The organism is Rheinheimera sp. NSM (assembly GCF_052380015.1).
In the GTDB taxonomy this organism is placed as follows: domain Bacteria; phylum Pseudomonadota; class Gammaproteobacteria; order Enterobacterales; family Alteromonadaceae; genus Alishewanella.
This window is the reverse complement of the sequence record NZ_JBQTCI010000005.1, coordinates 244,629-268,083: the sequence shown is the minus strand read 5'-3', so window position 1 is coordinate 268,083 and position 23,455 is coordinate 244,629. Positions and strand designations below refer to the sequence as shown.

General features: G+C 51.0%; 24 protein-coding genes. 4 read left to right on the top strand and 20 right to left on the bottom strand.

Annotation, left to right across the window (positions count from 1 at the left end; translation table 11 throughout):
- Positions 1-37 precede the first annotated feature (37 nt).
- The 5 genes from ACTZWV_RS15685 to ACTZWV_RS15665 are packed head-to-tail and all read right to left on the bottom strand — an operon-like array spanning position 38 to position 3,160.
- A complete protein-coding gene (locus ACTZWV_RS15685) occupies positions 38-655 on the bottom strand; it encodes a mechanosensitive ion channel domain-containing protein (protein WP_444787444.1) in 618 nt (205 codons plus the stop codon).
- 25 nt (positions 656-680) lie between these two features.
- Positions 681-1,175 (bottom strand): YcgN family cysteine cluster protein, encoded by a 495-nt coding sequence (locus ACTZWV_RS15680; RefSeq protein WP_444787443.1) that lies wholly within the window; start codon positions 1,173-1,175, stop codon positions 681-683.
- A gap of 2 nt (positions 1,176-1,177) precedes the next feature.
- A complete protein-coding gene (locus ACTZWV_RS15675) occupies positions 1,178-1,840 on the bottom strand; it encodes a fumarylacetoacetate hydrolase family protein (RefSeq protein ID WP_444787442.1) in 663 nt (220 codons plus the stop codon).
- Positions 1,841-1,844: 4 nt separating this feature from the next.
- On the bottom strand, positions 1,845-2,861 hold the full coding sequence (locus ACTZWV_RS15670; RefSeq protein ID WP_444787441.1) for a lytic murein transglycosylase: 1,017 nt from the start codon (positions 2,859-2,861) through the stop codon (positions 1,845-1,847).
- Between the two features lie 26 nt (positions 2,862-2,887).
- The gene (locus ACTZWV_RS15665) at positions 2,888-3,160 is read right to left on the bottom strand and encodes a YcgL domain-containing protein (RefSeq protein ID WP_305551458.1); all 273 of its coding nucleotides are present in this window, start codon (positions 3,158-3,160) and stop codon (positions 2,888-2,890) included.
- Positions 3,161-3,324: 164 nt separating this feature from the next.
- Between ACTZWV_RS15665 and minC the strand changes: the two genes are divergently transcribed.
- Genes minC through minE form a run of 3 tightly spaced genes read left to right on the top strand, consistent with a single transcriptional unit; the run spans position 3,325 to position 5,110 of the window.
- Positions 3,325-4,026 carry a septum site-determining protein MinC gene (minC, locus tag ACTZWV_RS15660; RefSeq protein WP_444787440.1) on the top strand — a complete coding sequence of 234 codons (702 nt, stop codon included), beginning with the start codon at positions 3,325-3,327 and terminating at the stop codon, positions 4,024-4,026.
- A gap of 10 nt (positions 4,027-4,036) precedes the next feature.
- On the top strand, positions 4,037-4,846 hold the full coding sequence (gene minD, locus ACTZWV_RS15655; protein WP_305551460.1) for a septum site-determining protein MinD: 810 nt from the start codon (positions 4,037-4,039) through the stop codon (positions 4,844-4,846).
- Between the two features lie 3 nt (positions 4,847-4,849).
- Positions 4,850-5,110, top strand: coding sequence for a cell division topological specificity factor MinE (minE, locus tag ACTZWV_RS15650; RefSeq protein WP_305551461.1), 261 nt, complete (start codon positions 4,850-4,852; stop codon positions 5,108-5,110).
- 71 nt (positions 5,111-5,181) lie between these two features.
- Here minE and ACTZWV_RS15645 read toward each other — a convergent pair whose 3' ends face one another.
- From ACTZWV_RS15645 to ACTZWV_RS15625, 5 genes are all read right to left on the bottom strand, one after another.
- On the bottom strand, positions 5,182-7,155 hold the full coding sequence (locus ACTZWV_RS15645) for an alpha/beta hydrolase family protein (RefSeq protein ID WP_444787439.1): 1,974 nt from the start codon (positions 7,153-7,155) through the stop codon (positions 5,182-5,184).
- A gap of 184 nt (positions 7,156-7,339) precedes the next feature.
- Positions 7,340-8,728 (bottom strand): DUF4397 domain-containing protein, encoded by a 1,389-nt coding sequence (locus ACTZWV_RS15640; RefSeq protein WP_444787438.1) that lies wholly within the window; start codon positions 8,726-8,728, stop codon positions 7,340-7,342.
- 148 nt (positions 8,729-8,876) lie between these two features.
- Positions 8,877-10,007 carry a ribonuclease D gene (gene rnd, locus ACTZWV_RS15635; RefSeq protein ID WP_444787437.1) on the bottom strand — a complete coding sequence of 377 codons (1,131 nt, stop codon included), beginning with the start codon at positions 10,005-10,007 and terminating at the stop codon, positions 8,877-8,879.
- Between the two features lie 66 nt (positions 10,008-10,073).
- Positions 10,074-11,729, bottom strand: coding sequence for a long-chain-fatty-acid--CoA ligase FadD (gene fadD, locus ACTZWV_RS15630; protein WP_444787436.1), 1,656 nt, complete (start codon positions 11,727-11,729; stop codon positions 10,074-10,076).
- 155 nt (positions 11,730-11,884) lie between these two features.
- Entirely contained in the window at positions 11,885-12,739 is an 855-nt protein-coding gene (locus tag ACTZWV_RS15625; protein WP_444787435.1) for a class I SAM-dependent methyltransferase, read from the bottom strand.
- A gap of 251 nt (positions 12,740-12,990) precedes the next feature.
- Between ACTZWV_RS15625 and ACTZWV_RS15620 the strand changes: the two genes are divergently transcribed.
- The gene (locus ACTZWV_RS15620; protein WP_444787434.1) at positions 12,991-14,289 is read left to right on the top strand and encodes an alkaline phosphatase; all 1,299 of its coding nucleotides are present in this window, start codon (positions 12,991-12,993) and stop codon (positions 14,287-14,289) included.
- A gap of 208 nt (positions 14,290-14,497) precedes the next feature.
- Here ACTZWV_RS15620 and ACTZWV_RS15615 read toward each other — a convergent pair whose 3' ends face one another.
- From ACTZWV_RS15615 to ACTZWV_RS15570, 10 genes are all read right to left on the bottom strand, one after another.
- Positions 14,498-15,010: a chalcone isomerase family protein gene (locus tag ACTZWV_RS15615; RefSeq protein WP_444787433.1), complete on the bottom strand. Its 513-nt coding sequence runs from the start codon at positions 15,008-15,010 to the stop codon at positions 14,498-14,500.
- Positions 14,994-15,494, bottom strand: coding sequence for a DUF2878 domain-containing protein (locus ACTZWV_RS15610; RefSeq protein WP_444787432.1), 501 nt, complete (start codon positions 15,492-15,494; stop codon positions 14,994-14,996). Before ACTZWV_RS15610 ends, ACTZWV_RS15615 begins: the two co-directional genes overlap by 17 nt.
- Positions 15,494-16,231, bottom strand: a complete 738-nt coding sequence (locus ACTZWV_RS15605) for an SDR family NAD(P)-dependent oxidoreductase (RefSeq protein WP_444787431.1) — start codon at positions 16,229-16,231, stop codon at positions 15,494-15,496. The genes ACTZWV_RS15610 and ACTZWV_RS15605 overlap by 1 nt, the downstream gene beginning before the upstream one ends.
- 61 nt (positions 16,232-16,292) lie before the next feature.
- Positions 16,293-16,595, bottom strand: a complete 303-nt coding sequence (locus tag ACTZWV_RS15600; RefSeq protein ID WP_444787430.1) for a hypothetical protein — start codon at positions 16,593-16,595, stop codon at positions 16,293-16,295.
- Positions 16,596-16,657: 62 nt separating this feature from the next.
- Positions 16,658-17,365, bottom strand: a complete 708-nt coding sequence (gene tsaB / locus ACTZWV_RS15595; protein ID WP_444787429.1) for a tRNA (adenosine(37)-N6)-threonylcarbamoyltransferase complex dimerization subunit type 1 TsaB — start codon at positions 17,363-17,365, stop codon at positions 16,658-16,660.
- On the bottom strand, positions 17,358-19,292 hold the full coding sequence (locus tag ACTZWV_RS15590) for an ATP-dependent DNA helicase (RefSeq protein WP_444787428.1): 1,935 nt from the start codon (positions 19,290-19,292) through the stop codon (positions 17,358-17,360). The genes tsaB and ACTZWV_RS15590 overlap by 8 nt, the downstream gene beginning before the upstream one ends.
- Positions 19,293-19,383: 91 nt before the next feature.
- On the bottom strand, positions 19,384-19,635 hold the full coding sequence (locus tag ACTZWV_RS15585) for a hypothetical protein (protein ID WP_444787427.1): 252 nt from the start codon (positions 19,633-19,635) through the stop codon (positions 19,384-19,386).
- A gap of 107 nt (positions 19,636-19,742) precedes the next feature.
- Complete coding sequence (locus tag ACTZWV_RS15580; RefSeq protein ID WP_444787426.1) at positions 19,743-20,939, bottom strand: M24 family metallopeptidase; 1,197 nt, start codon at positions 20,937-20,939, stop codon at positions 19,743-19,745.
- On the bottom strand, positions 20,936-22,444 hold the full coding sequence (locus ACTZWV_RS15575; RefSeq protein WP_444787425.1) for an aldehyde dehydrogenase (NADP(+)): 1,509 nt from the start codon (positions 22,442-22,444) through the stop codon (positions 20,936-20,938). The genes ACTZWV_RS15580 and ACTZWV_RS15575 overlap by 4 nt, the downstream gene beginning before the upstream one ends.
- On the bottom strand, positions 22,444-23,445 hold the full coding sequence (locus ACTZWV_RS15570; RefSeq protein ID WP_444787424.1) for a 4-hydroxyproline epimerase: 1,002 nt from the start codon (positions 23,443-23,445) through the stop codon (positions 22,444-22,446). The genes ACTZWV_RS15575 and ACTZWV_RS15570 overlap by 1 nt, the downstream gene beginning before the upstream one ends.
- Between the last annotated feature and the right edge of the window lie 10 nt (positions 23,446-23,455).

Sequence of the window (23,455 nt, the reverse complement as noted above, 5' to 3'; positions counted from 1 at the left end):
GAATGTAGCAGCCGTCTTGCTTACTGTCACGGGAAAATCACTCGCTTTTCTGACCAATCAAGGTCTTACTACGCCAGCGCCGGGCTTTTTCTACCACTGTATTAGTTACCACTTTGCGGCTTTGCTTTGGAAACACCACCACCGGCCGCGAAATCAGCAGGTTGTTCGGATACACCACTAACTCGTTATCTTTAGTGCGCAGTACCGTGCTGAACAAGTTAATTTCAATAATACGGCCTTCAAGAAAATTGCCGCCGTCGACTACCCGCACTTCCATGCCCTCGGCAAAGGCCTTTTGCCCCAACAGAATAAAAAACGCGGTGATATTACTAAGCAGACTCCAGGCGGCAAATAATGCCACCCCCACTACCGCAATCATTGATGAAGCCAGCACCAGTAAGCCGCGGATATCGACACCCCAAACAATGCTAAGCACCACCACCAGTAGTAGTACTAACAGAATGTGAAATACCACCAGGGCGCGTTTATTCATCTCGGCTTTTAACCGGCTGGCGGCAATAAAGCGGTATAGCACCGGGGCAATGCGCCGGCTGATAATAAAGTACAAAATAACCACAGACACAGTGATAATCAGTTGCACTGTGGTGGGGCTGAAATGTTGCATCAGCTGTTGCAAATACTGAAAGAATGACAAAGTTAGGCTCTCACAAAGATGCAGGTTAATCCAGGTCGTTCAGTGGCCAGCGCACGATAAAATCTTCAAAATCATCCAGATTAACCTGGTGCTCTGAAATGGTTTTATTGCGCACCGACATTTGCTTTTTGTGCATCAGGCTTTTTTTGCCACCGTTTAACAGCGGATGCCAATGCGGCAAACCACGGCCTTCGTGCAAACGCCGGTAAGCACAACTGGTTGGCATAAAGAAAATGTCTTTCAGGTTTTCTTTGGTCAGTGCGATGCAATCCGGCACCAGCACAGTGCGCTGTGTATATTCAGTGCATTCGCACTTATGACTGTTTAAATAACGACAGGCAATATTAGTGTAATGCACCTGCTCATCCTGATGCAGCACTGCCGTTGGGCCTTCATCTTCGTCATCATCAATAAACTTGTTCAGGCAGCATTTGGCACAGCCATCACACAAGGCTTCCCACTCTTCTGTGTTCATTTCATCAAGCGTTTTGGTTTCCCAATAGCGTTCTGCTAAAGCCATGCTTAATTTACCTTGCTGTTTACTGTAAAAACATCAGCCAGTTGTAACTGCAACTGATCCCCGCTTTGCAGCGGCCCCACGCCGGCGGGTGTGCCGGTAAGCACGATATCCCCGGGTAACAGGGTAAAATGCTGGCTCATTTCACTGATCAGCTGGCTGATACCACGGATCATATTGGCGGTATTGCCCTGTTGGCGCAACTGCGAATTAACCGTTAAACGAAACTCTAACTGCTGCGGATGCTGCAGCAGCGCTTTGTCGACAAAGCCGGCCACCGGACAGGCTCCGTCGAAGCCTTTGGCAATTTCCCACGGCCGGCCCAGCTGTTTTAACTGTGCCTGTACATCACGAAGCGTCAGATCCAGCGCTAAACTGTAACCCCAGATAGCGTCGTTTACACTGGCAAAGTCAGCCTGGCGTAACGGCTTGGCAATCAGCACTGCCAGCTCAGTTTCGTTGTGTACCGCCCCCTGTTGCTGCGGCAAGCTGAAGCCCGGTGCAAAGTGACACAGTGCGGTAGAAGGCTTAATAAAAAACAGCGCCTGCGGAGCCGTTTTGCTTTGCATCTCCGCAATGTGATCCTGATAGTTCTGGCCGATGCACAGCACCTTGCCAACCGGCAGCGCTATGGCTTCGCCGGCAACAGTAAGATGTTGATATGTCATGTTGTTATTCCGCCGCCACGATTAAATCGGCCAGGTAGCCGACACTGGTAACAAAGTAATAAGACCGGTTCCAATGCATCAGCACTTTGTAGTTGTCGTAAGCTAAAAAGGCGCGGCCACCTTCACCATCCGGCAGCACTAAAGCAGCGCTGATATCGCGCACCGGCAGTGCTGTTTTATTTAACCGCTGCAAGCCCAGTTGCTGCCAGTCCGCCAGGCTACGCTCCGACGCTGCCCAGCGCTGCAACCATTCGCCGCGCTGTAAGCTGCCACGGGCAATAGCATGTGTTATGTCAAAATTCTCCGGCAGTATGACTTCCCGACCCCAGGTTTTACTGTTATCCCAACCCTGCTGCTTTAAGTAGTTAGCAATAGAGGCAAATACATCGGCCTGATTCGTCCAGATATCTTTCTTGCCATCGCCGTCACCGTCCTGCGCATAGGCCATAAAAGAGCTGGGCATAAACTGGCTTTGCCCCATAGCGCCGGCCCAGGAACCTTTCATCTGCTCCAGGCTGATATGGCCCTGGGCTAAAATATCCAGCGCCTGGTAAAACTCTTGTTTAAAAAAGCTTTCGCGCCGGCCGTCATAGGCCAGGGTTACCAGAGCGGACGGCACAGAATAAGTGCCCATAAAGTTACCGAAACTGCTCTCCAGTCCCCACAGCGCGACAATAAAGCGCGCTTGCACCCCGTACTGCGCGGCAATTTTTTCCAGCTGCGGTAAATATTGCTGATAACGCTCACGCGCCATTCTGATGCGGGTTTCACTTACCCGTTTGGGTAAGTAAGTGCTGAGGGTTTCCACTACTTCCGGCTGGCTTTTGTCAGCGGCAACAATACGCTCATGGTAGGTCAGCGAGGCAAACACCGGTTCGATTAACTCCGGCTTATAGCCTTTGCTCAGCGCTTCTTGCTTCAGTGTGGCAACATAATCAGAAAATTCAGGCTTATTGTCGGCGGCAAAAACGGAGACACTGAAGACAGCCGCGATGGTAATACAGATAACAGATTTAATCATAATAAGGACCCGTTAGATAAATGAATTTATTGCTGATGCTGCGCCTTATGCTGTGCCAGCATATCCTGCGGTGGCGGTGGCAACTGCAGGTAATAGCCCTGCTGCTGCAACAGCAGCCGTACCTTATCGATATCTGCCAGCGCCAATTGTTCCCGCGCGGCTAAATTAAGTACAGTAACCAGTTGCGGCACACCAAAGGTGGTTAGCAAGGTTGCCGGTACCTTGCTGAAGTCATCTCGCCGTTCAACATAAAGATAGGTACTGTCCTTGTTCGGACTTCTGTAAACTGCACACAGCATCGAATAAAACCACGCCTCAACCTTGCTTAACGAAGGTCTAAACTATAACATGAAGCCCAGGTATTGCGTACCCGCAAACAAGCGGCAACGCAAATAAAAGCGCGGCCTGGCAAGCAATAGGCCAAAGCCCGCTACAGATAATTATAAGTGCGCACAGAACAGTTATGTCAGATCAGACTTTGGAATTAAAAGGCAGTTTATTTCCTTTATCGGTACTCTCCTGCGCCGATCTCAGCGTTAACGCCCTACGCAGTGGTTTAAGCCAAAAACTGGCTCAGGCACCGGCCTTTTTCTATCAGGCGCCTATAGTGCTCAATGTAGCCGAATGCCGGCAAACACCCGACTTTACTGCGATAAAACAACTGTTTACCGAGTTAAATTTGGTACTGGTTGGGGTATGCGGCGCCGGCGCGGAGTTAAAGCAACAAGCGCAGCAAGCCGGCTTAGCCGCGTTGCAATTGGGTAAAGACAGCAAAACAGCCGCCAAAGCCAGCGCTGCGGTGTCAAACAGCCACGCAGAAACGGTGAATGTGTCGATGGACGCGAAGATTGTTGAGCAAACCGTGCGCTCCGGCCAGCAACTGTATGCCAAAGGCACCGACTTAATTGTTAAAGGTACCGTAGGCGCCGGTGCTGAAGTGATCGCCGATGGCAATATTCATATTTACGGCACCTTGCGTGGCAAAGCCATTGCCGGAGCGGCCGGCGATCGCAGTAAACGTATTTTTTGTTACAACTTGCAGGCCGAATTGGTGTCTATTGCCGGTAACTATTGGCTTAGCGAAAGCCTGCAGGGTGAATTTTGGGGTAAATCGGCTTGTATCAAATTACAGGACGATCAACTGGTATTAGCAGAATTAGGGTAAGGATTTCACTATGGCAAAAATCATAGTTGTAACGTCAGGAAAGGGCGGCGTGGGTAAAACCACTTCCAGTGCAGCTATCGGTACCGGCCTGGCATTAAAAGGCCATAAAACGGTAATTATCGATTTTGACATTGGCTTGCGTAATTTAGACCTGATTATGGGTTGTGAGCGCCGCGTAGTGTACGACTTCGTTAATGTAATCAACGGCGAAGCCAATTTAAAACAGACTCTTATTAAAGATAAACGTACCGACAACCTGTTTATTTTACCGGCGTCGCAAACACGCGATAAAGATGCGTTAAGCAAAGCCGGGGTAGAAAAGGTACTGAACGAGCTGGCAAAAGATTTCGACTTTATTTTATGTGACTCGCCGGCCGGCATTGAAGCCGGTGCCATGATGGCGCTGTATTTTGCCGATGAAGCCGTAGTAGTTACCAACCCGGAAGTGTCATCAGTACGCGATTCAGACCGCATTCTGGGCATGTTAGCCAGTAAGTCACGCCGCGCCGAGCAAGGCCTGGACGCGATTAAAGAGCACTTACTGCTAACCCGCTACAACCCGGAGCGGGTAGAAAAAGGCGAGATGCTCAGCGTTGAAGACGTAAAAGAAATTCTGTCGATTGACCTGTTGGGCGTTATTCCTGAGTCGCAAGCCGTGCTTAATGCGTCGAACTCCGGTCAGCCGGTTATTCTTGATAGCGAAAGTGATGCCGGTCAGGCTTACCTGGATACGGTAGAACGTTTATTGGGTGAAAAAGTGCCGTTCCGCTTTTTAACAGTGGAGAAAAAGGGCCTGTTAAAACGGATTTTCGGAGGATAAAGGATGTCATTACTGGATTATTTTCGTTCAACCAAAAAAAGCACCGCCAACACGGCCAAAGAGCGCTTACAAATCATCGTCGCGCACGAGCGCAGACGGCGTAACAGCCCGGATTATCTGCCGCAGCTGGAGCGCGATATCTTAGAAGTGATCCGCAAATACGTGGATATTTCGCCGGAAGATATTGCCGTAACCTTAGAGCAGCGCGACGACCAGCTGTCCGTGCTGGAGCTGAATGTTACCTTTCCGGATGAAAAGCGCTGATATTTCGTCTTTAACAATAAAACAGGCCCGCTTAATGCGGGCCTGTTTTATTGCCGTCTGAGTTTCCGGGTTTACTGCGCAGCGGTCTGAGGGCCTGCAGCTTGCCGCACCGGCAGCTGCAGATGGTTTTTCAAAAACACATCCATCGCTTTAAACGTTTGCAGCCGGTGACTGTTAGTGCTGAGATAATGATCACCGTCGTCCAGCTCAATATACTGCACGTTTTTATCATGCTTGCTAAGTGCACGGTACATGGCGCTGCTTTGCTTTACCGGCACACTGCGATCTTTAGTGCCATGCACCAGCAATACCGGCACCTGTATTTTAGCGGCATGAGTTAACGGTGAGCGCTGCTCTAACAGGTCGAAATCATCCCCCAACTGCTTTTTCACAATTTCGTAATTGGTAAATTTACGATGCGATTTTACCAGTGCTTCTACATCAGTTACGCCGGCAAAACTGACTACGCACTTGTACAACTCAGGTGTTTTTACTGCGCCCATCAGTGCGGCATAGCCACCATAACTGGCTCCGACGATACAGATACGACCGGGGTCGGCTATACCTTGCTTAATTAACCAGCGGGTACCGTCTTCCACATCATCCTGCATTTGCAGGCCCCAGCCCTGCAAACCCATTTGCATAAAGTCGAAGCCATAGCCGTGCGAGCCACGAAAATTCATTTGCAGCACAGCATAGCCACGGTTAGCAAAAAACTGCGTCCAGTAATCAAAACCCTCGTCATCAAAGCTGATTGGGCCGCCATGCGGAAAAATAATAGTCGGCAGGCTGCCCTGCTTATAACCCAGCGGCGTGGTCAGGTAGCCTTCAATAGTCAGGCCGTCACGTGCCTGGTATTGAATTTTCTGCTTCGCCACCATTTGCTCCGGGTCAAGCTGGCTGAATTTGTTCAGTAAAAAGGTTATCGATTTATCTTTACGATCGCCCAGTAAATAGCTACCGGCCTGGGTTGCGCTGCTGGATTCAATAATATAACGGTTTTGATCATGGCTCATGCTAACAATATGGTTATCAGCATCGGGTAAAGCCGTGTCCAGAGCCTTTTGAAACGCCACATAATCATCATCGATATACTCGTTACCAACGGCAATCACTTTGTTGTCTTGCCAGGAATAGGTAATGTCGGCGGGTACATCGTAATTCGGGTCGGCTTTAACCAGCTCCAGTTTGAGCACCGGCGCAGACAGGTCGGCGCGGAAAATAGCTTTTTTGCCCTCATGATAGGCCGACACATACAGAATATCCGGCGATGCATCGAAACCTATAGGCCACACCTCTTGTTCGGAGAACAGCTCAAATTGCCACAGGCTGCGAAACTCATTACCCTGTGGCAGTTTTTCTTTAATCTCATACTTGGTGTCATCGCGAAACACAGCAATGCGCGGCCGGTGTTGACGGTCAACAACCCAATCAATCAAATACCCCCGATAGTGGGCAACTATTTCAGAAAATTCACCATTCAGATTAACCTTAACCAAACTGGTGCCAACACCATAGCTAAAGCCATCTAACGCCAGTAAAAAGTTGTGCTCATCGGCTGGCATAAGGTCAACAATATTCGATTGAAACTGCGGCGTACGCACCAGTTTACGCTGCAACTGCCCCGAGATAACACTGCGGTTTTTACCGGTTTCAATATCTATTACCATCAGCCGCGTTTCAGTAACCGGGGTGCCGTAACGGTGCGAAGCGTAAGCCGCACGCATCAGCAGCTGCTTATTGTTGGCCCAGATCACCGAATAGATAGTCAGGTCGCGGCTATCAGCCTTAACCAGGAATCTCTGCTCGCCGGTTTGCAGATCAAACAACTTTACCAACACCAGCTGCTCTTTCTCAGTATCGACGGTTTGGATCATCGACAACCTGGTGCCATCCGGTGACAGTTTAAGCTTATCTACCGTGGGGGCGCTGGCAAAGGCCTCTACCGGCAGTTCTGCTGCTGTGGGCTGAATAGCGGCTTGAGCCGCAACCTGCAGCGGCAATATGGCTGCCATAACCAGCAGACGTAAAGAGACCAACTTCATGCTTAACGTTCCTGTTATCATTATTTTTTTCAGCTGCAAAGTAGCAAAATGCTTGCACACTGGCAAAATATTTCACAGAGTTGAACGAGAAATTTCGTAACATAAACAAAGCCCGCTGCATGCGGGCTTTAATCTGGTTACAGGACCTTAGCTGTCACCATGATTTTGCTGCTGTGGTGCAGAGTTAGAGCACACCAAAATCATCCATCAGGATCAGGCCAATCATAGTAGCGTCTAAGTTTGCGCCGTCGCGGGCAATAGCGGTGTAGATACTATTGGCAGACAATTCTACCGCGGCTTCTATCGCTGCGGTTTTACTGCCGGTTGGCGTAACGCTAACCACATAGTCACCGGCAGCTAAAGACACATAACCGGTTTCGGCTTTAAAGGCTACATCGGCAAAGGCAGGAGTAGCTTCGGCAATATCACCATCTGCAGTTACATAAATATCGACATTACCCGCCAGTGTAGAGCCATGCACAATGCGCACCTTAGCTTCAGTGGCGACACGGCGCGGCATATCGGTTAACACCAGCGGCTCAATAGCGAAGTCATCCGTTGCGTCTAATGAACCAACTGCCAACACGCTGTAGAAGGTCCCGGCTTCAAATGTTACGTCTGCATCTATTACATCAGTTTCAGTGCCTGATACAGCTACTTTAATGTTGTAATCACCGGCTGCTGGTGTCAGATAGTCAGTAAAATCAGGGAAAGCCAAAGCAGTAACCAGCGGCTCAGCAAAATTATCATTTGCAACCACATCCACAGCAGGTGCATCAGACACATTGTGCACCACCCGCACCGATGCGGTGGCGCCGGCATCCAAAATTGCTGACCCGCTGCCATCCTGCCCCACGGCAAGTAAAGACACCGGTGACTCGCCGGAATATTGGCTGTCCACAGCGGCAACCACTAAATCCGTACCGGCAGTAGACAGATCCAAAGTGCCGCTGTCGAACACTACGGTTTCATTGTCTGGCAGTGTAATGCGCACCCGGTATTCAGCCGGATCCAGCAGCAGTGGATCGGTAAAGTCTTTAAACGAGAAAGTTACTGCCGGGGTGCCAAGTTCAGCTTGCGGTGCAGTGACATGCACACTGACTTCAGGTGCAGTAGAGGCGGCGTGTACTACCTGTAAACGGATTTTACCGTCAGCGACATCGTTTACTGTGCCGGTTACGACCAGCGGCTCTAAGGTTTCTTCTGCCACTTTACCCACGGCAAATACGGTATAACGCACGGCTTCTGCCAACGCCAGGTCCAGCGGACCAATGACAGTGGCACTGCTGTCGCCCGGCAACAATGCATCCACCGCTACGCTGTACGTGGCCGGAGGCAGCGACAGCACCTCAGAAGCTTCGCCAAAGGCCAGACCTTCGATAACTACATCGTCGTTGGCCAGTACGTTCACATCAGGCGCATCTATTGCTGTATGCACCACCTGCACTGTGGCATCTACCACCGGAAGAGGAGCTGGTGGTGTTGGCAACGGATCTGAATCAGAATCGAGAAAACAGCCTGTCAAAGACAGCGACAACACTGCAGGCAAAGCAAAGATTTTTATTCCTTTCATTGTTGTAACCCTTCAGTTATGAATTGCTGAAGTGTTACGCCATGGTTTTTTATCACGATCAACCAAAATGAATGGCAAATATCGAATAAAACTGTCGGAAAATTATACTGATCTACCTGCAACTGACAGACGTTAATACCAGGTTTAACTATTTTATATGTGCCGGTTTTGGCAAGTACGGCAGCAGACGGCTTTGCCGCCAGCCCTGTAAATACTCCGGCAACGGCAATAACTGCCGCTCGTGATCTGCTACCCGCCAGCACCAGTTCAAATACTCATTTAACTGACGTTTCACCGAGATAAATTCGGCCGGAATGCCCTGCTCTGCTGCGGCATGTTTTATCGCCTGAGTTAGTTGCACTACGGTTTCTTTATGGCCGGCAAACTGCTGCTCGTGGTAAAACCGTTGCGGGCACTGTGCCTGTGGCAAGTCTTTGGCCTGAGCAATAATTTCCACCAATGTTTTAGCGTGACGCCGTAGTTCGCGCGGTGGCATGCCGGGAATATTCAGTAAGCTCTCAGCCGTCGACGGCCGGCGCTTGGCCAGCTCAATCAGCTGGATATCTTTTAGTATCAGCCCCAATGCCAGGTCACGTTCCATAGCATAGCGTTGGCGCCAGGCGGTCAGCTCACGCAGTATTGCCAGCTCCCGCGGGGTAAGTTGCCAGCTGTTTTTAATTTCCAGATACTTAAATTCCAGCGGCAGTTGCTGCTCTTTACGCCGGGTTAACTGCTCGCCCTCTTGTAACAACAACTGTTGCTGCGCTGTGCTCATCTGCGCGGTAAACTTTTCGTACAGCGGAAATAAAAAGTGTACATCGTTAGCGGCATAAGTCAGCTGGGTGTCTGATAAAGGCCGCGCTAACCAATCGGTACGCGATTCACTTTTATCCAGTATCTCACCGGTGAGTTGCTCTACCAGCCTGGCATAGCCCATGCTGCTGCCCCACCCCAGTAGCTCGGCGGCCAGTTGGGTATCAAACAACGGCGTTATTTGGTTAATACCAATGGTGGCCAGAGCTTCAAGATCTTCACTACAGGAATGCAGCAGTTTAATAATGCCGGTGTCAGCAAATAAGCGGTTCAGCGGTTGCCAGTCAGTAATGCGCAGCGGATCAACCAGCGCCAGAGCCTGGCCGTCAAACAGTTGGATCAAACCCAGCTTGGGATACAGTGTACTTTGGCGGATAAACTCGGTGTCTACTGCCAATACGTTATGGTTTGCGGCTTGCTGACAGTAAGTGGCCAATGCCTCGTTATCAGTAATTAACGGAATCATGCGTTACCTGTTGTGTCTTATGAAAACAAAAGCCGGCTTCAAGGCCGGCTTTTGTTGTAAAGCGTATTAACCACGAAGCTCTCGCCGTAAAATTTTACCGACATTGGTTTTCGGTAATTCTGTACGGAATTCTACCTGCTTAGGCACTTTATAGCCCGTTAAATGTTGCCGGCAGTGTTGGATCACTTCCTGCTCAGTTAAGCTGGCGTCTTTTTTTACAATAAAGAGTTTAACCGCTTCGCCGGTGGCGTCGTTTGGCACGCCCACAGCTGCAACTTCAAGCACCTTATCGCTCATTGCGACCACTTCTTCAATTTCGTTCGGATAAACGTTGAAGCCGGAGACCAGAATCATGTCTTTCTTGCGATCGACAATATAAAAGAAGCCTTCTTCGTCCATACGGGCGATATCACCGGTATACAACCAGCCGTCTTTCAGCACCTTTGCCGTTTCTTCCGGCCGGTTTAAATAGCCCAACATCACCTGCGGGCCTTTTACCAGCATTTCACCCGGTTCTCCGGCGGCAACATCATTGCCATCCTCATCGACCAGACGGATATCGGTAGAAGGCGCAGGCAAACCAATGCTGCCGTTAAAACCGGTTAAGTCATAAGGGCTTACCGTTACCAGTGGGCAGCATTCTGTTAAACCGTAACCTTCCATTAAACGGGTGCCGGTTACTTTCTGCCAGCGCTCTGCGACCGGGCGTTGTACTGCCATACCACCGCCGATGGAGGCTTTGAGGCCGCTGAAGTTTAACTCAGCAAAACCCGGGGTATTTAATAAGCCGTTGTACAACGTGTTGACACCGGTAAAGATAGTAAAGTGAAACTTCTGCAGCTCTTTAACAAAGCCCTTCATATCACGCGGGTTAGTGATCAGCAGGTTGGTTGCACCATATTTAAAGAAGGTGAAGAAGTTCGCGGTTAAGGCAAAGATATGGTACAGCGGCAGTGCGGTAACTACCTGCTCGGCACCTTTTTCCAGCAAATTGTCCAAACAACCACTGACCTGCTCCAGGTTACCCACCATATTACGGTGCGTTAACATAGCGCCTTTTGATACGCCGGTTGTACCGCCGGTGTATTGTAAAAACGCAATGTCGGAGCCCTGCATTGCAGGCTTGCTGTACTGTAGGGTGGCGCCTTTTTCCAACGCACTGTTAAAGCGCACAAACTTTGTCAGTTTATAGGCCGGCACCAGCTTTTTAACATGCTTAACCACTAAATTAACGATAGTGCCTTTTAGCGCACCTAAACGATCGCCCATAGTGGTCAGGATCACGTGATCCAATTTCACCTTGCTTTCTATTGCACTTAAGGTGTGAGCAAAGTTCTCTACGATAATAATGGCTTTGGCTTTGGAGTCATTTAGCTGATGCTCCAGCTCACGTGGCGTATACAGCGGGTTAACGTTTACCACTGCACAACCGGCTCGCAGCACGCCCATCAATGCAATGGGGTATTGCAACAAATTAGGCATCATAATGGCAACGGCATCGCCTTTTTTCAGCCCCAGTTCTGTTTGCAGGTAAGCGGCAAAAGCGGTGCTTTGCTGGTCCAGTTCACGATAACTGATGCTTTTACCCATATTGATAAAAGCGGTGTTATCCGGATATTGTGCAATGCTTTGTTCAAAAATATCTAATAATGACGGGTAATGATCGGCATTAATTTCTGCGGGTACGCCTGACGGGTAACGTTTTAACCAAACTCTATCCACCGTCCTCTCCTCTTGTCTAAGGTTATTATTGTATAGATATAAAACCACTGACACGCAATCTGTCGTTGCGCTTTAATTACAATAGTGGCTTTATTGGAGTTTTTACTCTAACGGCCAATCATCCCACAATTACAGGCATTGCACAATTGGCCTGATTATTCCTTTGGTTTAACAAACTTCAGCGTCATACGATCGCTTTCACCAATAGCGAGGTACTCAGCTTTGTTATACTGCCCCATCGCCAGGGTCGGAGGCAAGGCATAAACACCTTTGGGATAATTTTTCATATCGGCGGGATTGGCATTAATTTCGCTGCTGGCAACCAGTTCAAAACCGGCCAGCTGGGCGGCCTGAATAACATAAGACTCATCCAGGTAACCATCCACTGCTGAACTGGAGATATCCGACAACCGTGCGGCGCGGTGTTCGACCATGCCTAAGGTGCCACCGGGCTTTAGTGCCTGGAAAAGGCTTTGCAAGGTGCCGAACAAATTGCCGTCTTCGTTCCAGATATGGGCATTACGAAATGTCAGCACCATATCAAACTGTTCATCCTGTTGCGGTGATAACAGCGGCGGGTCCAGCTCAACCATTGCCACCTCACCAAAATAGTCGGCTTGTTCAGCTATACGCTCAGCCAACTTTTGGCTAACCCGCGCCCAGAAAATACTGCGATCATCTTTTAACGAACCGTCATTGTGACGAAACTGCGCCAGAGTCAGCTTGCCCTGCTCTTTAACAAAAGGCGCCAGAATTTCGGTATACCAACCATGGCCGGGCCAAATCTCCAGTACCGACATATCGGGTGTCAGGCCAAAAAATTGCAGCGTTTCTACCGGATTACGATATTGATTGCGTTGTTTATGCGCTTTGCTGCGCTGTGTCGCGTCAGCCAACTGCGTCAACTTTTCAGTATGATCAGTACTTTGCGCAGCCAGTGAGCCCGCTAAGGTAACGCAGAGAAAAGCTAACGGGTACAACACTGTCTTTCTTGTAATTTTTATCGACATAAACAACACCTTGGTTTTGTTGGCACTTTGCAAGTTGCAAAGCTTGAACGAAAAAACTGTACAAAATATGCACATAAGAGTCTCTGGATTTAATACAGTTCATTTTGTATTAAGGGTTCAGCGACATTTTTATGCTGAAAATAAACCTTTGGCCACAGAAAACCAGATAACCGTCGACATCTTTTTGCCATCTTGCCGCTATAAAGTACACTAGCCCACCAGAACATCAAGCTGTTATAAGGTAAAGCCCTATGCGTAACTCTCTGCTCACGCTGACACTGCTGCTCACGCCTGCTTTGGCGTCTGCTGCTCCGAAAAATATTATTTATATGATTGGCGATGGCATGGGCCCGGCTTATCTGGCCGGTTACCGTTATTTCAGTGATGACAAAGCCACAGCTGAAGTGGAAAACACTATTTTTGACGAGCTGTGGCTGGGCATGGCCAGCACCTACCCGGATGATGACACCTACGTTACCGATTCAGCTGCCGGCGCCACAGCGCTGGCCACTGGCTTTAAAAGCTACAACGGTGCTATTTCGGTAAACCGCCAGCACATTCCTATCGGCACCATGATGCAGCTGGCCAAAAAGCTGGGCAAAGCTAACGGTATTGTTGCCAGTTCTCAGGTTAACCACGCTACGCCGGCGTCTTTTTTAGCGCACAATAAAAGCCGGCGTAATTACAATGAAATTGCCGATATGTACCTGGATTATCGCATCGAAGGTAAAACCGTTGCCGACGTTATTTTAGGTGGAGGCACACAATATTTTATCCGCGATGATCGCAACCTGGTTAATGAGTTTAAACAACTGGGTTTTCAGTACACCGACAGTTGGCAGCAGCTGGATACCTTAACCAGGATCCCCGCCCTGGCATTATTGGCTGAAACCGCTTTACCGGCAGTATTAAACAGCGGGCAGGATCAGCAACTGGCCACCCTGACAGAAAAAGCACTGCAACTGTTAACGCCAGCCAAAAAAGGCTTTGTGCTGATGGTAGAAGGCAGCCAGATAGACTGGTGTGGCCATGATAACGATATCGCCTGTGCGATGGCCGAAATGGACGATTTTGCTAAAGCCATAGCCGTGGCTAAAGCTTATGTGGATAAACACCCTGATACTATTTTGGTAATTACTGCCGATCATGAAACCGGCGGTATGTCTCTGGGTGCGGCCGGCGAATACCAGTGGCTGCCGGATGTGGTACGCAAAGTTACTGCTACCGGCCGCAGTATTGCACAGCAGCTGAAAAAAGCGGATTCAGATAACGCCGCTTTGGCTCTGTGGACAAAGCTGACATCAATCAGCTTAACGGCAGAAGAACAACAGGCACTGTTAGCTGCACGGCAACAGGATGAAACCACGCTGCGCAAGCTGTCAAACCAGTTGGTAGCAAAGTACTCCTATACCGGCTGGACCAGTGGCGGCCATACCGCTGCTGATGTTGCCGTACTGGCGTATGGCAAAGATGCTAAAGACTTTGTCGGTTTTCAGGATAATACCCAGATTGCGAAAAAGCTGATCCAGTATATTCAGCAAACTAAGTAGCATGCATCATTGTTTACGCTGCGAAGTAAGAACCGATTTGCTCTAAGCTGACCGTTGAAGGCATGGATGCCTGACAAATTCGCCGGGAGCGAATTTGAACAGCTCCGCTGGCCCGACGGGTAAACTTCAAGGAAGAAGTTTATAGTCGAGCCCCCAGGGAAGGGTTCACGGCGCGTTAGCGTGAGCAAATCGGTTCGATGGTGTCCCGTTAATTTATTGCAATTAACTGACGGCGCAATTTAGGTGCGCTGGTATCAGGGTGCAACCAGATATCAAAAAATGCCGTGCCAAAAGCGCTGTCTTCCAGCACACCGGTTTGTGTACCATTTAAATAAAACTTAACACTGCCATCATCTTGCAACAGCGCTGCCAGCGTATCGCCTTCCTTCACATCCTGCCACAAGCTTTGTAACTGCTGCGCCCACTGCTGTTGCTGTGCTTTACTGCTGTGCCCCAGTTTTTTCCACTCATCTATGGTGGCATCAATAAACTGCTGTCTGGTAATATCACGTTTATAGGTCAGCTCCAGCAATAAAGGCGTACTTTGCTGGTAACTGTCGAACTTACCATCTTCACTGGCTAAACGCGCATCGTATAACTGCCAGAACAGATAGCGGTACGAGCCTTCGCCAACCGTTGTCAGCTCAGGCACCGCCGCAGCATTAAAACCAACGCCACCGGCTAAACCCAGCAGCAATAACAGACTATACGGCTTTAACATACCACCTCCTGCTTTGGCCAAGCGCTACAGCAATAAACGCCCAGACCACAATTAACACGACTGCAGAGTAAAGCTGCAACGGAAACTGCAAGGCACCACCGCTAAGCGCTGCCCCGCCCCAGTAAGATAAAGGCCCACCGCTGGCGCCCAGTATGGCAGCCAACCAGGGTTTAGTGAGTACTTTGGCCATAAATTCCACTGCAGCCAGAGCAAACACCGCCCACAGCAGTACAAACCAGAATGGCAATAGCGTGCTGCCGCTGAACTGTATAACGTTCAGACGCAGCAACAGCGTGTCTGTAGCGACACCTGCCAGCAGTATCAGTAGCACCGCAACGCGTCCTGCTTTATCCAACTGCCATAAGCCATAAACTAAGTAAGCCAGCACCGGCAGTACAGCCATTTGTTGAAAATACACCAGCGCAAACCAACACAGCTCAAAACCAACCAGAGCACGCCAGTTAAAACCCTTAGCGCCGGCCACTACTGCTTCATCCTTCTGGCTACACTATTGCGTAAATCATACGGCAATAAAGACAACAGCTTTAACAGCAGGCTTAAGCGGCGCGGAAAACGGATCCGGCTGTTACCTTTGGCTAAACCGGTATAAATACGGTTGGCGGCTTGCGTTACCGGCACTAAAAATGGCATGGCAAAATCGTTCTTTTGCGTCAGCGGCGTATCAACAAAACCCGGTTCAATTAAACTGACATTAATACCGCTATCGGCTAAATCTACCCGTAAACTGTCGACAAAATAACTGACTGCGGCCTTGCTGGCACCATAGGCTTCGCTGCGGGTGAAAGGGAAAAAGTGTGCCATCGAACTGACAATTGCCAATTGTGGTGTTAACGAGGCTTTTAGCAGCGGCATAAAGTATTTGGTGGCCGCCACCACAGCATGAAAGTTAATAGCAAAGGTGCGCTCAAACGCCGCCAGCTCCAAATCGTTGGCATCAACATATTCGCAGGTACCGGCATTAAGTAGCAGTAAGTCCAGCACTATGCCGTCATCTGTTAATTGCTGTGCAATACGCTGTAGTGCGGTGTTATCGGTAAGGTCCAGCGGCAAAGCGCGAATAGCAGAATTTTGCGCCAACTCTTGCAGTTTATCGGTTGAACGCGCTACTGCGTACACTTTCCAGCCGTTGGCGGCGTAATGCAGCGCTAATTCGCGGCCGATGCCGGAGCTGGCACCGGTAATTAAACAAGTAGAAGTCATAACCGTCTCTATGCAGAATATCTCTGCTTAGACTACGGCGAGAAACGATGATTGGTTTTATTCAGGCGTAAAGATCAACACCGAGCAGCGATTGCACTTCGCTGCGCCGCTGCTCGTTGGCCTGGCTTTGGTAGGCATCTATGGCTTGTTGGCTGCGCCGGTCGTTGGCAGAGCTGAAGTTTGCTTGCCGGCGACGCTCGTCATCCAGTTGGCTTATCACCTCATTGCTGGCACGTACACCACGGCCTTGCGGCAGCTCAGTCGTCGTCTCATTGCGCGGCAACGCACGGCGAGGCTCATTACCGGCAAAAATGCTGCTAATGTTGGTGGTGGCATTCAGGCTCTGATTAACGTTTAACGTCATAGCATCATCACTTAAGCAAACTGGCTTAATTATAACCAGAAAGCATTATTAACCAAGTTATTTTATCTTCCCGGCAGTTTTTGCCAGGTCACATCATCACGCACATACACCGGCTCTGCCAGCTCTGCGGCGATAAACTGCCCTGCGCCAAGGGCCGGCAGCGCCAGCGTAAGCATATCCTGTGCCGACGGATATAAAATATCCTTGGCGATAACAGCAGGCTGTTTTTGCAGTAAGACTGCAGCATAGGTTTGCCAACCGGTACCAACAGCATGTACTTCACCACTGAGATCAAAGCCACTGATATCCTGCGGTTTAATGGCCACTTCGCTGCTGATTGCCTGCATCAGGCCCTGTTGTAAGCTAAAGCTACCGATATACACCTCGGCCATACGCGCATCTATTGCCGCGATAACCTGCTTTGCACCGTGTAAACGCTGCGCCGCCTGCGCCATCGCCGCCAGGGTGGACACGCCATATACCGGCAGATCTGCACCAAAGGCCAGCCCCTGGGTTACCCCTACACCAATGCGCACCCCGGTAAAGCTGCCCGGGCCACGGCCAAATACAATGCCGTCCAACTGATTAAGGCTGATACCGGCCTGACTCAGCAACTGCTGCACCATCGGCAGCACCCGTTTACTATGCTGCTGCGGGCAGACTTCGTCCAGGGTTAAAATATCCGTGCCAACCTGCAAGGCGACTGAGCAGGCTTCGGTAGAGGTGTCTAAGGCAAGTAACTTTATGCCGGCCACGGCGCTTTTATTCACGTTCGCTGTCCTGTTTAATCTGTTGTAAAAAGCTTACTGCCTCGTCCAGCGAGCGGGTGCGGCGCATCGGCGGTAAGCTGGTTAAAAATACTTCGCCGTACGGCTTTGTCACTAAACGATTGTCGCAAATTACCATCACGCCGCGGTCAGTGACATCACGAATTAAGCGGCCTACGCCCTGCTTTAAGGTGATCACCGCTTGTGGCAATTGCACTTCGGCAAAAGGATCCAAACCGCGCAGGGTGCAGTCTTCGCTGCGCGCTTGCAGCAAAGGTTCGTCCGGTGAGGCAAAGGGTAGTTTATCAATAATTACGCAGCTGAGTGTATCGCCGCGCACGTCGACACCTTCCCAAAAACTGCCGGTGCCGAGCAGCACGGCGTTATCCAGTTTAACAAACTGGTCGAGCAATAACCGCTTGCCGCTGCTGCCCTGCACCAACACCGGCTGGCGCACCAGATCGGGCAGTTGTTTCGCTACCAGTTGCAGCATACGGTGGCTGGTAAATAAAAAGAAACAGCGGCCGTTATTGGCTTCTATCAGCCTAACGGCAATTTGCAGTAACTGCCGTGCCATGCCCTGCTCGTGTGGCTCGCTCATATAGCGCGGTACACACAGCAATGCCTGCTCAGCGTAGTTAAACGGGCTTTCCAGCAACAGGGTTTTGGCGTTATTCAGCCCCATCTGCGCAGTATAATGACTAAAGCCGTTATTCACCGACAAGGTGGCCGAGGTAAACACCCAGCTACGGTTATCAGCAGCGACAATGTCACGAAATTTATCAGCAATACTCAGCGGCGTTAAATGCAGGCTAACGTGCAAGCGGGTAGTTTCAAACCACAGGCTGACACCGTTTTGCTGCATATCGGTCAGTTTTAATAAGCGTGCTTTACACAGCGCTAAGCGCTCAAAGGCATTATCAATTAAATCGCTGCGACCCAGGCTGCTTTTCATCACCAGATACAGCATATCTATGGCTTCGCTAACGCGGTTCAATGCCGTTTGCATCTCCGGTTTTTGGTAAGCCTCGCGCCAGTTACCTTTAGTGGCATCATTGCCAAACTGCAGGCGCCAGTCTTTGATCAACTGTGCCACTTTATCAGCAGTTTTCGCCAGTTGCGGGTGGTCGCGCAGTTCAGTTTTGCAAGCAACATCAATATCACGGCACAAGTCCAGTAACAGGCGACTGGAAACATTTTCGCCAAAATAGTCACTGGCAATATCCGGCAGCTGATGCGCTTCATCAAAAATAATCACATCCATTTGCGGCAGCAGCTCGCCAAAGCCGGTGTCTTTTAATGCCAGATCAGCAAAAAACAAATGATGGTTTACTACCACCAAATCGGCCGCCTGGGCTTTTTTACGCGCTTTGAGTAAATGGCAGTCTTCGTACACCGGGCAGTCTTTGCCCAGGCAGTTGTCGGTGGTGCTGGTGACATAAGGCAAGGCTTTGGAGTCTTCGCTGATGTAGCTTAACTCGCCGATATCGCCGCTTTGGGTTTCGGCCGACCACTTTTTGATCAGGCTTAAATCCTGGATCAGTTGCTCATCCTGCATCGGCACATGGTTGTAGTGCTGCTCTAAACGAAACAAACACAGGTAATTACTACGGCCTTTAAGTAACGCCAGCTGCAACGGGCTGGCCAGGGCTTTAACCACCTTGGGCAAATCGCGGAAATACAGCTGTTCCTGCAGATTCTTGGTGCCGGTAGATAGCACTACTTTTTTCCCGCTCAGCAGCGCCGGCACTAAATAGGCATAGGTTTTACCGGTACCGGTACCGGCTTCTACCACTAACGCGCCCGGCGTTTCGATGACATCAGCTACGGCTTGTGCCATTTTTACTTGCGCATCGCGGGCGTTAAAACCGGCTATATGCACGGCTAAAGCACCGCCTGGCGCAAAGGCGCTGGCAACCTGCTTACGCATAACAACTCAGTTTGTAATAAAAGGAAGTAGGCAACACTGATACAACCGGCAGCAAAATAAGGCGGCTATTATGCCTTAACAGCGGGCAAATTCAGACAAAAATATCCAGATGGCCGTCTTTATCGACATGCAAATCTTCTTCCGGCGTAGTGTAAGGCGCCTCGGGATACTCTTGTTGGCGCCGGTCGTGCTTGCGTGCAGGCCGGGTCAGAATAAGGAATTTCTGTTCATTTGCTTTAATCGGGCTTAAGCGCGCATCCTTAAATACCGGTACAACCTGCTTGGGATCAGGCTCGACCGGCGTGCCGGGTACGCGCTGTACAAAGGGCATAAAAGCGTCCATCACCGTCTCCTGCAGTTGCATCTGGTGTTAGCTACTGTTATCGGCAAACACAACACTAACTTTAATTTAAGAGATAGCCAAAGACGCTAAAGTTCATTCATGCCCGTTTAGTTAAATGGCTGATCAACAGCCAGTGCCGGCTCAGTAAACCAGCACGGCCCTTGCTCCGTCATATAAAAGTGGTCTTCCAGCCGCACGCCAAACTCACCCGGCAGCACCAGCATCGGCTCGTTGCTAAAGCACATGCCCGCTTCCAGTGGCTGTTCGTCGCCCTCAACCAGATAAGGCCCCTCATGAATATCCAGGCCAATACCATGGCCGGTGCGGTGCGGCAGGCCAGGTAACTGATAACCTGGACCGTAACCCTGTTGCTGTAAATAACTGCGCGCCGCCCGGTCGACCTGCTGGCACGGCACGCCGATAGCAGCAGCGGCAAAGGCAGCAGCCTGAGCGGCTTTTTCATGTTGCCACACGTCACGCTGGCGCGCGCTTGGTGTGCCAAATACATAGCTGCGGGTAATATCAGACAAATAGCCGTGCAAGCGGCAACCGGTATCTATTAACACCATATCGCCGTCTTCCAGTGCTTTGGGCTTAGCCACACCGTGCGGATAAGCGGTGTCGCCACCAAACAGCACAATACAAAAATAACTGCCCTCTGCCGCCCCGACCTTACGATGCGCCGCATCGATAAAAGCTTCAACTTCAGCTGTGCTAATGCCGGCATATAAGATACCGGCCACCGCTTTATGCACGGCCAGCGTCATATCCATCGCCCGCTGCATAATCGCCAGCTCGGTTGCAGATTTACAGCGCCGGCATGTAGCACTAACGCTGGCAGCATTAGTTAGTTGCAAGGCTGGGTTAGCGTTTTTTAAACCATCGGCAATAAAAAACGTTGCACTTTCATCCAGTGCCAGCGCGGTTTTGCCCTGCAGCAGCTGCACACACAGCTGATACGGGCTTTCGTGCTCTTGCCAGCCGTGCAGCTGGCCGGGTAACAGCAGTAGTGGCGCTATAGTACCGCGCTCAAACTCCGGAATAATATAATGCAGGCTGCCATCGGCCAGCAGCAGTGCCGCCACTAAGCGTTCACTGGCGTACCAACGCAAACCGGTGAAATAGTACAAATTAGTGCCGGCCGTCAGTAGCATGGCATCCAACTGCTGCTGTTGCATTAGCTGACAGGCATTGGCTAAGCGCTGGCGGAATTCGTCCGCCGCTATCGGCACTACGCCGGCCGTCATATCGTTTAACTGCGCCAGTGCATCTGCGGTGCTTGCGCCACCAATTTGTCTGCTCATGCTGTATCTCCGTTATGCGGTGGAAAGTTCTGATAGCACAGTGGCCGTAAAAAACGCTGTACTGCCCGGCTGCCTACCGCAGTATAACGGCTGTCGGTAGTGGCCGGAAAGGGTCCACCATGCTGCATAGCGGCACAGACTTCAACCCCGGTTGGCATTTGCGCATAAATAAGCCTTCCGCAATGTAATTCCAGCTCGTGCAATAACCCCTGAGCGCTAGCCAGTTCCGCCTCAGTGGCATACAGCGTGGCCGTTAACTGGCCTTGTAAGGTGGTGGCCAGCATCTGCATCTGGGTTAGGTCAGCGCATTCAATCAACACTGTAGCCGGGCCAAAAATCTCCTGCTGCAAGCTGCCTTGTTGCATAAACGCATTGGCAGTGGTCAGAAACAACCGCGGCCGGGTATAACACGCCGTTTCCTCGCCCTGGCCTTGCGCCAGCAGGGTTACACCATCCGTTTGCAACAACGCCTGACAGCCGGCGCGGTAATGGCTGGCAATTTTCGCCGTTAGCATGGCGCCGGCCTGCGCCTGGCTAAAATGCTGTTTAAGTTGCGTCTGCAATGCCTCAGCCCCTTTAAGCACAAACACTAAGCCGGGCCGGGTGCAAAACTGACCGCAGCCATTTAGCACTGACTGCGCCAGTTGGCTGGCAAAACTGTCATTATGCTGCGCCAGATATTGCGGCAACACAAACAGCGGGTTTTGTGAGCCCAGCTCGCCAAAAAACGGAATAGGTACCGGCCGTTGCCATATCAAACGCTGAAAATGCATGCCCAGCTGCTCAGAGCCGGTAAAGGCCACCGCTTTAATCGCCGGATGCCGGATCAGCGCCTCTGAAAATGCATGCTGACGGGCATGCACCAGCGTAAACACCCCGGCCGGCATCGCCGTTTTATCTGCTGCCGCTGCTATAGCACGCGCTGCCAGCTCAGACGTGGCCGGATGCGCATTATGCGCTTTGACAATCACCGGACAGCCGGCGGCCAGCGCTGAGGCGGTATCGCCACCGGCGACCGAAAACGCCAGCGGAAAATTACTGGCGGCAAACACCACCACCGGGCCAAGCGGTACTTTGCCAAGCCGCAGCGCCGGCCTTGGCAGCGGTTGGCGCTCAGGTAAGGCTGGCAGGCTGCAATCGTCAGCCGGCGCGCGCAGCTCTGTGGCAAATAACCGCAACTGGTTGCAGGTGCGGCCGAGCTCACTCTGCGCTCTGGCTTGTGCTAACGCAGTTTCCTGCAGCATAGTGCTGATAATATCGGCTTTACGCTGCTCCAGTTCAGCAGCAATCGCATCGAGAAAATCAGCTCTGGCAGCGTTTGTTACATAACGATATAGCGCAAAGGCCGCCGTGGCCTGCTCAAGCAGGCTGTGCAACTCGGCCTCCCCCGCTTCGGCAAAACACCAGGGCAGCGCCGTGTTTTGCGCCGGATTAAACGCTGTGTTAGTACTTAGCGGCTGACCACACCAGTGGCCGCCGATATAATGTTGTCCTGTAATCATCATTACCTCACCAAAAAGCCTGCGGCGTAGGGATCGGCATCGTCGATGCGGATCTGGTTATAACCATAAACGTGCGCCCAGCCTTCAATGGACGGTATTATTGCTGTGCAACCGGCCACTTCAGTGACCGCTTCCACCACACCGCTAAACTGGCTGCCGATAATACTCTCGTGCACAAAACGCTGGCCCTGCTGTAACAAACCACGGGCAAAACGCTGCGCCATACGGGCACTGGTGCCGGTGCCACAAGGCGAGCGGTCGATAGCGCCGTCGCCATAAAACACCGCATTGGCCGCATCGGAACCGGCGGTTTTCGGCACGCCGGTCCACAGCACATGGCTAACGCCGCTAATACTGCTATCCAGCGGATGCTGACACTGATAAGCGCTGTTCATCGCGTCGCGCAGCAGCGGGCTAAAGTGCAGCACCTTGTCGGCGCTCCAGTGCTCTAAACCGGGGAAATTTGCCTGCGGCTCGACAATGGCATAAAAGTTACCGCCATAAGCAACATCAATGTTCAGCTCCCCCAGCCCCGGCACTGTGACGCGGGCATCGGCAATCGCCAGATAGGACGGCACATTGATAATTTTCACCGCCAGCACTTTGTCGCCCTGCTGACGGTAGCTGACGCGAATTTGCCCGGCCGGCACATCCAAAATAAGCTCATCCGGCGTTTTCGGCGTTAACAAACCACTTTCTATCGCCGCTGTTACTGTACCTATGGTGCCGTGGCCGCACATCGGCAAGCAGCCACTGGTTTCAATAAACAGCACCGAGGCATCGGCATTGTCTGAGCAAGGCGGGTACAAAAATGCCCCTGACATCATGGCGTGGCCGCGCGGCTCAAACATCAGGCCTTTACGGATCCAATCATGGTGGGCGAGAAAATCCAGCCGTTTCTCACTCATAGTGTTGCCGCGCAGCACAGGATGACCGCTGGTTACCAGCCGCACCGGATTGCCGCAGGTATGGGCATCGACACAAAAATAGGTTCCTTTTAACACAAACAGTCCC